An 8,109-nucleotide genomic window follows, 5' to 3' on the forward strand; every position below is an offset into this window, starting at 1 on the left:
CATCTTATGATCTATCACTTTACCGCACTGCCTGTCGCGGGCCACTGAATCAACATGACCACCCCTACCTCTTCCAACAGCGCTGCGTCTCATTCCACCACGCCTGAGGATGCCGAATTCGGCATATCGCGGGGCTTGACCAATTACGGCGACAAGGGTTTCTCGCTGTTTCTGCGCAAGGCCTTCATCAAGGGCGCGGGTTATACCGACAGCGCGCTCGAGCGCCCGGTGATCGGCATTGCCAACACCGGCAGCGCCTACAACCCGTGCCACGGCAACGCGCCGCAACTGATCGAGGCGGTCAAGCGCGGCATCATGCTGGCCGGCGGCTTGCCGATGGATTTCCCGACGATCTCGGTGCATGAAAGCTTTTCGCAGCCCACCAGCATGTACCTGCGCAACCTCATGTCGATGGACACCGAGGAAATGATTCGCGCGCAGCCAATGGACGCGGTGGTGCTGATCGGCGGCTGCGACAAGACGGTGCCGGCGCAGCTGATGGGCGCGGCCTCGGCGGGCATTCCCGCGATCCAGCTGGTGACCGGCTCCATGCTGACCGGCTCGCACCGCTCCGAACGCGTGGGCGCCTGCACCGATTGCCGCCGCTACTGGGGCAAGTTCCGCGCGGACGAAATCGACGCCGAGGAAATTAGCGCGGTCAACAACCAGCTGGTGGCCAGCGTGGGCACCTGCTCGGTCATGGGAACCGCCAGCACCATGGCATGCATTGCGGAAGCCCTGGGCATCATGGTGCCGGGCGGCGCGTCGGCCCCGGCCGTGACCGCCGACCGGATCCGCATTGCCGAGGAAACCGGCACGCTGGCGGTGCAGATGGCCAAAACCGGCATGACGATTGACCGCATCCTGACGGCCAAGGCGTTTGAAAACGCGATGCGCGTGCTGCTGGCGATTGGCGGATCGACCAACGGCATTGTTCACCTGACGGCGATTGCCGGCCGCCTCGGCTTTGAGGTGGACCTGAAGGCGCTCGATCAAATGAGCCGGGAAACGCCGGTGCTGGTTGACCTGAAGCCCTCGGGCCAGCATTACATGGAGGATTTTCACAAGGCCGGCGGCATGGCGTCGCTGCTGCGCGAACTCAAGCCGCTGCTGCACCTCGATGCCCTGACCGTGACCGGCAGAACGCTGGGCGAAGAGCTTGAGCGCGCCGGCCCCGGCTTTGCGCAGGACGTGGTGCGGCCTTTCTCCAACCCGATCTACCCGCAGGGCGGCATCGCGGTGCTGCAGGGCAACCTCGCGCCCGGCGGCGCCATCATCAAGCAGTCGGCGGCGGCGCCGGCGCTGATGGAGCATGAGGGCCGCGTGGTGGTGTTCGAGAACGCGCACGACATGGCGCTGCGCATTGACGCGCCCGACCTCGACGTCACCGCGGACGATATCCTGGTGCTGAAAAACATCGGCCCGACCGGCGCGCCGGGCATGCCCGAAGCCGGCTACCTGCCGATTCCCATGAAGCTGGCGCGCGCCGGCGTCAAGGACATGGTGCGCATTTCCGATGGCCGCATGAGCGGTACCGCGGCCGGCACCATCGTGCTGCACGTCACGCCCGAGGCCGCCATCGGCGGACCGCTGGCGCATGTGCGCAGCGGTGACCGCATCCGCCTCAGCGTGGCCAGGCGCGAACTGAGCCTGCTGGTATCGGACGAGGAGCTGGCCGCGCGCGCGGCGGCCTGCCCGGTCACGCGGCCGAGCGCCGAACGCGGCTACCACAAGCTTTTCCTGCAGACCGTGACCCAGGCCGACCAGGGCGTGGATTTCGACTTCCTGCGTGCAACGACCATTCGCCAGACCATCCCCGGGGCCAAGTAGGCCGCTGGGTGAGCGCCGGGGAACTGCAGGAGTCATGCCCCGCAGTTGTTTGACTGGCGCTCGTCTTTAGTCTTCGGTCTTCAGTCGTCAGTCTTCAATCTGCGGCAGTTCCGCCTTCAGCAGGCGCAGGCCGGCCCTCAGCAGATCGTCATAACGCTTGCGTTCGGCGGCAATGGCCTCCGGGGTCCACGGAAAAAAACCTTCGCCGGTTTTCATGCCCAGCCTGCCGCTGGCCACGCGCTCGGACAAGGCCCGGGCCGGCTCGGTCGTGGCGGCCAGCGACGGGTACATCGTTGCCGCGGCCGCGCAGTGCACGTCGATCCCGGCATGGTCGCGTTGCAGCACCGGGCCGGCCGCCAGAAAGCGGAAGCCAAAGCCAAAGCGCACGGCCGCATCGACATCTTCCGGCGTGGCCACGCCGGCATCGATCATGGCAAACGCTTCGCGCGCCAGCGCGTGCTGCAGCCGGTTGGCGAGAAACCCCGGCAGGTCCTTGCGCACCAGCACTGGCACCATGCCGCAGCCACGCATGAAGGCCGACAAGGCATCGGCCAGGGGGGCGGCCGACTCCTTGCCGAGCACGACTTCCACCAGCGGCACGAGATGCGCCGGCATGAAAAAATGCAGGCCGAGCATGCGCTGCGCGGTCGCCAGGCCTTCGGCAATGGCGGAGATCGGAAAGCTCGAGCTGTTGCTGCACAGCAGCGCATCCGGGCGGGCGCGCTGGACCAGCTCGGCGAACAGCGCCTGCTTGGGCGCGAGTTTCTCGGGGATGCATTCGATGACGAGGTCGATCGAGGGCCAGTCCACCTCGTCCAGCGAGGCGCAGGCGGAGAGCCGCTCGCGCCTGTGGCCGGCTTCCAGGGCAAGCAGTCCGTTGGTGAAATAGGCGTCGAGCCCCTGCCGGCGGGCATCACCGGGTTCCACGACGATGCAGCGGCAGCCGGCGCGCGCCAGCACCAGGGCAACGTCGGCGCCCATGGTTCCGCCGCCGACGACCAGCGCGCATGCGCGGGAAGGTTTGGGCAGTCCGTTGGACGGGGCGGCAAGCGGTAAGGCGTTGTTGTTGTTGTTGTTGTTGGCGTTGAGGGTAGTCATGAGTGGCAAGGTAAAAAAGAAAAAAAACAGGCTGGCGAAACGGTCACGGCGGACAGGCGTGCCGGTCAGGCCGCAGGGGCTCAAGGCATGCATTACACCGCGCTGATGCCTCCATCCACGGCGATGCTTTGACCGGTGATGTGACGCGACGCTTCGGACGCGAGAAACACCACCACGCCCTTGAGGTCGTCGTCGCCGCCGATGCGGTGCAGGGGTGCGCGCGCAATCACCGTTTCCGCGACCTTTTCCAGCAGCCCGGCGGACATCCTGGAGGGAAAGAACCCCGGGCAAATCGCGTTCACGTTGATGTTGTACTTGCCCCATTCGGACGCCAGCGCGCGCGTGAAATTGACGGCGGCGCCTTTGGAGGTGTGATAGGCGATGGTGCTGACGTTGGTGGCACTGCCGCGCAGGCCAGCGACGGAGGCGATGTTGATGATCTTGCCGGCTTTGCGCGGAATCATGCAGCGGCGCGCCACTTCCCGCGACAGGAAAAAGAGGGCGTCCACATTCAGGCCCAGCACCTTGTGCCAGGCCTCGTCCGGGTAGTCTTCCGCGGGAGCGCTCCAGGTGGCGCCGGCGTTGTTGACGAGAATGTCGATGCTGCCGAAGCGTTGCAGCACCTGGTCGACCATGGCGGGGATCTGCTCGGTTTTTGACAGGTCATTGACAAGGGTCAGGACCTCGATGTTCATTTTTTCGAGATGTGTCTTCGCCTCGGCCAGCTCCTCGGCCTTGCGCGCCGTGATCGCCAGCCGGCAACCCATTTCACCCAAAGCCTGCGCCATCTGCAGGCCCAGCCCGCGCGAACCGCCGGTGATCAGTGCGACTTTTCCATCCAGCTTGAACAATTCTTTCACGTTCATCTTGCCGTCTCCTAATCCAAGAATGACCGGCGCGCCGGCTCGCCCGTCCATGCGCCCCCACCCTTTGCACATCCTCTTGCGCCCGAGCGCTGCGCACAGGACATCCGGCCAGCAGGCTCAGCCGCGCTGACTCTGGACAGGAACGCAAAAGCGTCTGCACGCCGGGGCGCGAAAAATCAGTTGGTGGATTTACAGGCCTGGCATGAAGGGCTACGATGGCCCGAGTTTTCGTGACGCACCGTATGTGTACATATTAACGACAAATACAGGAGACCTCGCCCATGCCAAGCCAGTCACTCAAGTCACTCCCGCGGATAGCCGCTCTCCTGGGCCTGCTGCTCAGCCTGCTGCTGCCCCCGGCCCAGGCCCAGACCGGCGCCTGGCCGACCATGCCCGTCAAGATTGTGGTGACCTTTCCGCCGGGCGGCGCGCCGGACACGCTGGCGCGCATACTGGCCGACAAATGGGGGCAATCGCTGGGGCAGGTGTTCACGGTGGACAACAAGCCCGGCGCGGGCGGCAACATCGGTTCTGACTTTGTGGCCAAAAGCGCCGGCGACGGCAACACCCTGCTGATTGCCACGGTGGGCACCCACGCCATCAACCCCGCGCTGTACGCCAGCATGCCGTACAACCACATCAAGGACTTCACGCCCATCAGCTTCCTGGCGGCCACGCCCAATTTGCTGGTGGTCAACAACGCGGTGCCGGCCAAAAACGTCAAGGAGCTGATCGCGCTGGCCGGCAAGACGCCGCTGACCTTTGGTTCCTCGGGCAGCGGCACCTCGATCCACCTCTCGGGCGAGCTGTTCAACACGCTGGCCGGGGTCAAGATGCAGCACATCCCCTACAAGGGACGCGCGCAGGCCGTGCCCGACCTGCTGGGCGGGCGCATCACCATGATTTTCGACAACATGCCTTCGGCCCTGCCGCTGGTCAAGTCGGGCGATGTGCGCGCCCTGGCCGTGACCAGCGCCACCCGCTCGGCGGCCGCGCCGAACATCCCCACGATGGCCGAGGCCGGCCTGCCGGGCTTTGAAGCCTCGTCCTGGTTCGCGCTGATGGCGCCGGCCGGTCTGCCCAAGGGTGTGCTGGCCCGCATCAACGCGGAGACCCTGCGGGTGATGGCCATGCCCGATGTGAAGGAAAAACTCGCGCTGCTGGGCCTGGACCTGGCCCCGGGCAGCCCGGAGGCGCTGGCCAGCCACATCCAGAGCGAAACCATCAAGTGGGCCAAGGTGGTCAAGGACTCCGGCGCCAAGCTCGATTAAAGTCAGCTCACCGTCACCTCACCCACTTTTTGAACCCGCCCCATGAACATGAACATTGCCTCCCTCAAAGAAGTCGTCAGCGCCGAAGAATGGCAGCTGCGCGTGGACCTGGCCGCCTGCTACCGGCTGGTGGCGCTCTACGGCTGGAGCGACCTGGTCTTTACCCACATCAGCGCGCGGGTGCCGGGGCCGGAGCACCACTTCCTGATCAACCCCTACGGCCTGATGTTTGACGAGATCACCGCATCGTCGCTGGTCAAGGTGGACCAGGCATGCAACAAGGTGATTGACTCGCCCTACCCGGTGAACCCGGCTGGCTTTGTGATTCACAGCGCGGTGCACGAGGCGCGGCACGACATGCAGTGTGTGCTGCACACCCACACCCGCGCGGGCGTGGCCGTCAGCGCGCAGAAGTGCGGCATCTTGCCGATCTCGCAGCAGTCGGCCTTTGTGCTGGCCTCGCTCGGCTACCACGACTACGAAGGCGTGGCCTTCCGCGACGACGAGAAGCCGCGCCTGCAGAAAGACCTGGGCACCGCGCGGCACCTGGTGCTGCGCAACCATGGCCTGCTGACAGTGGGCGAAACGATTGCCGACGCCTTCATGAACATGTACCGCTTTGAAAGCACCTGCCAGATCCAGCTCAGCGCACAGGCCGGTGGCGAGCTGATTCATTTCCCCGAGGAAATCTACAGCGGCGACGACCGCGCCGCCACATATGTGCGCGGCGGCGGCATGGGCGGCCCCTTTGTCTGGCCGGCGCTGCTGCGCAAGCTGGACCGCCTGGACACCAGCTACCAGCACTGAGCGGGGCGGGCCTGGCCAGCCGGGGTGGCCGCGCTGAGTTTGATATCAGAAGAGGCTGCAGCCCTTTAACTGCGTACGCAAGCTGCTATAAAAATAGTATTTTTTGCTGCTTCAGCCGTGTTTCGGCGGCCCCGGTAGCACCGTGAACGCCAGCGCGCCGAGCGCCAGCAGCGCGGCAATGCTGGCCAGCACGGCGGTGAACGGCTCCACGCCATGGGCCGAGGCCACCGAGGCCACCACGCCGGTGAACCACTGCATGGTGGCCACGCCCAGAAACATCGCCATGGTGAAGACCGACAGGGCGCGGCCGGTCATGGCCGCGGGGTAGGCGGCGCGCACGTCGGCGTATTGAAGAATCATGTAACCCGACAACATGCCGATGACGATGGGCGCCGCCACGTCGATGAGCGCATTGTGCGTGAAGGAAAACGCGGCAAACAGGCCGGCCACCCCCAGCGTGAAGCCGGTGATCCAGCGGCGCCGCGTGGCCGGCCCGGGGTCGAACCGGCCGAACAGCGGCGGGCCGGCCAGCGACACCAGCGACATCACCAGCGCCACGTTGCCGCTTTGCACCAGTGAAAAGCCATGGCGCTCGATCAGCAGCGGCCCCAGCCACAGGCCGCGCAGCGAGACGAAGGACGCATAACCCACACTGGCCAGCAGCAAAATGCCCCAGGTGTGCGGCAGCGTGAACAGCGCGCCAAAGCCGGCCAGGGCCTGGCCCACCGACTCTTTCTTTTTCAGCGCGTCCAGGGGGTGGGCCGGTTCGTGCACCAGCGCCCAGATCAGCCCCCAGGCCAGCACGCCCCAGCCGCCCAGCACCCAGAAACCCATGCGCCAGGAGCTGGCCTCGATCAGCCAGGCCAGCGGCGTGCCGGTCAGCAGCAGGCCGATGCCGCCCACACTCATGGCCAGGCCCGAGATGGCGGCAAAGCGGTGCGCCGGCATGTGCCGCGCGATGAACACCGTGCAGACCAGAAAGGCCGGCGCGCAACCAATGCCGATCAGCACCTGGCCGGCCACCAGCATGCCGAAGCTGGTGGACAGCGCCGACACGGCCGCGCCGGCAATTGCCACCGGAAAGGCGGTGAGCACGGTGCGCCGCACGCCGTGCAGGTCAATGCCTATGCCCATGAACAGCTGCATGGAGCCAAAGGCAAAGTGAAAGGCGCCGGCAAACAGGCCCAGCGATTGGGCGCTCAGGCCAAAGTCGGCCTGCAGCGGCGTGGCCATGATGGCGCCCACGGTGCGGCAGGCCTGGCTCAGCGCAAAGGCGGTGATCAGCGCAAACAGCATGACCCAGATGGCGCGCGTGGGAACGGCGCGCGGGTCAGGCAAGGCGGGCGACGCGTGTGCGGCGTGCGGTGGTGGTACGGCGGCGGTCATGCCGGTGAGGTTACACGACCTGCCTGGGGCGTGACACGACCTGCAGGGTCATGGTTTCCGGATCGGTCCGGCGTGACAACCGGGTGCGGGATAAAAACCGGAAGGCGCTTCCGCTCAGTGCATCAGGCCGGTCTGGCTGGGCGGCAGCGCCAGGCCGTCCAGGCTGTCGGCATGGGCCTTGCAATAGGCCACCAGTTCTTCAATGTCGGCGGATTTGTCGAACACCCGGTCGGCGCCCAGTTGCAGGCAGCGGTCGGTGATGTTCTGGTGGCAATAACTGGTGAGCACCACCACCTTCTGGTTCGGCTTGCGGCTCTGGCAGTCGCGCAACACGCCAAAGCCGGAACCCTCGGAGAGGAACAAGTCAACAATGGCCAGCTGCCAGTCGTCGTTGAAGGTGCGCAGCCATTGGCGGGCCGCAGCCTCGCTGGCGGCATGGCCGACAAACTTGAGCGGCGCCACTTCTTCCATGGCTTCGACCACGGTGTCGCGTATCTCGGGCTTGTCTTCGACCAGGAAAGTGCTGAGCAGCATGGCTCCCCTTCTTAATGAAGCGGTAACCATACGTCCTGACAGCGGATGTGTCTGTGGGCCGGGGGCGCCTTGGCCTGTAGGTGCTGTCCCACGCGTTGGCCAGAGCCTGCGGCGCAGGGCAAGAAATGGCTCTGCCCATTGCCAGCAGGTGCAGATGGCTATAAAAACAGGGGCTTAGGAAGCAAAGTCCGTTAAAGAGGGTTGCTTCGTAGCAAGGATAGCAGCGCTTTGTAGAGGCTTGAGTGACGGTGATTGAATCTGAACTCGGTTTCCTTCAAGTGCAGGTAGAACGTGTGCCTGGGCACGCCATTGAACTG

At 65.3% G+C, this 8,109-nt stretch carries 7 protein-coding genes and 1 pseudogene; 3 read left to right on the top strand and 5 right to left on the bottom strand.

What is annotated here, in order from left to right; translation table 11 throughout:
* The first annotated feature begins 54 nt into the window (after positions 1-54).
* On the top strand, positions 55-1,830 hold the full coding sequence (locus B7G53_RS20105; RefSeq protein ID WP_096671033.1) for an IlvD/Edd family dehydratase: 1,776 nt from the start codon (positions 55-57) through the stop codon (positions 1,828-1,830).
* Between the two features lie 87 nt (positions 1,831-1,917).
* Here B7G53_RS20105 and B7G53_RS20110 read toward each other — a convergent pair whose 3' ends face one another.
* Together B7G53_RS20110 and B7G53_RS20115 are read right to left on the bottom strand one after the other, a co-directional pair.
* The gene (locus B7G53_RS20110; RefSeq protein ID WP_441339007.1) at positions 1,918-2,811 is read right to left on the bottom strand and encodes a 3-hydroxyacyl-CoA dehydrogenase family protein; all 894 of its coding nucleotides are present in this window, start codon (positions 2,809-2,811) and stop codon (positions 1,918-1,920) included.
* A gap of 209 nt (positions 2,812-3,020) precedes the next feature.
* Positions 3,021-3,794, bottom strand: coding sequence for an SDR family oxidoreductase (locus tag B7G53_RS20115; RefSeq protein ID WP_096671035.1), 774 nt, complete (start codon positions 3,792-3,794; stop codon positions 3,021-3,023).
* Between the two features lie 281 nt (positions 3,795-4,075).
* On the opposite strand from B7G53_RS20115, the gene B7G53_RS20120 reads away from it, so the two are divergent.
* Both B7G53_RS20120 and B7G53_RS20125 read left to right on the top strand, forming a co-directional pair.
* The gene (locus B7G53_RS20120) at positions 4,076-5,065 is read left to right on the top strand and encodes a Bug family tripartite tricarboxylate transporter substrate binding protein (protein ID WP_096671037.1); all 990 of its coding nucleotides are present in this window, start codon (positions 4,076-4,078) and stop codon (positions 5,063-5,065) included.
* Positions 5,066-5,107: 42 nt separating this feature from the next.
* On the top strand, positions 5,108-5,872 hold the full coding sequence (locus B7G53_RS20125) for a class II aldolase/adducin family protein (protein WP_096671039.1): 765 nt from the start codon (positions 5,108-5,110) through the stop codon (positions 5,870-5,872).
* A gap of 111 nt (positions 5,873-5,983) precedes the next feature.
* On the opposite strand, the gene B7G53_RS20130 is transcribed toward B7G53_RS20125, so the two are convergent.
* From B7G53_RS20130 to B7G53_RS20140, 3 genes and pseudogenes are all read right to left on the bottom strand, one after another.
* The gene (locus B7G53_RS20130) at positions 5,984-7,258 is read right to left on the bottom strand and encodes an MFS transporter (RefSeq protein ID WP_441339006.1); all 1,275 of its coding nucleotides are present in this window, start codon (positions 7,256-7,258) and stop codon (positions 5,984-5,986) included.
* Between the two features lie 114 nt (positions 7,259-7,372).
* Positions 7,373-7,792: a response regulator gene (locus tag B7G53_RS20135; RefSeq protein WP_096671041.1), complete on the bottom strand. Its 420-nt coding sequence runs from the start codon at positions 7,790-7,792 to the stop codon at positions 7,373-7,375.
* A 191-nt stretch (positions 7,793-7,983) separates the two neighbouring features.
* A pseudogene (locus B7G53_RS20140) lies at positions 7,984-8,109 on the bottom strand (IS1595 family transposase); the annotation flags it as partial.

Source organism: Polaromonas sp. AET17H-212 (genome assembly GCF_002379085.1).
Taxonomy (GTDB): domain Bacteria; phylum Pseudomonadota; class Gammaproteobacteria; order Burkholderiales; family Burkholderiaceae_C; genus Polaromonas.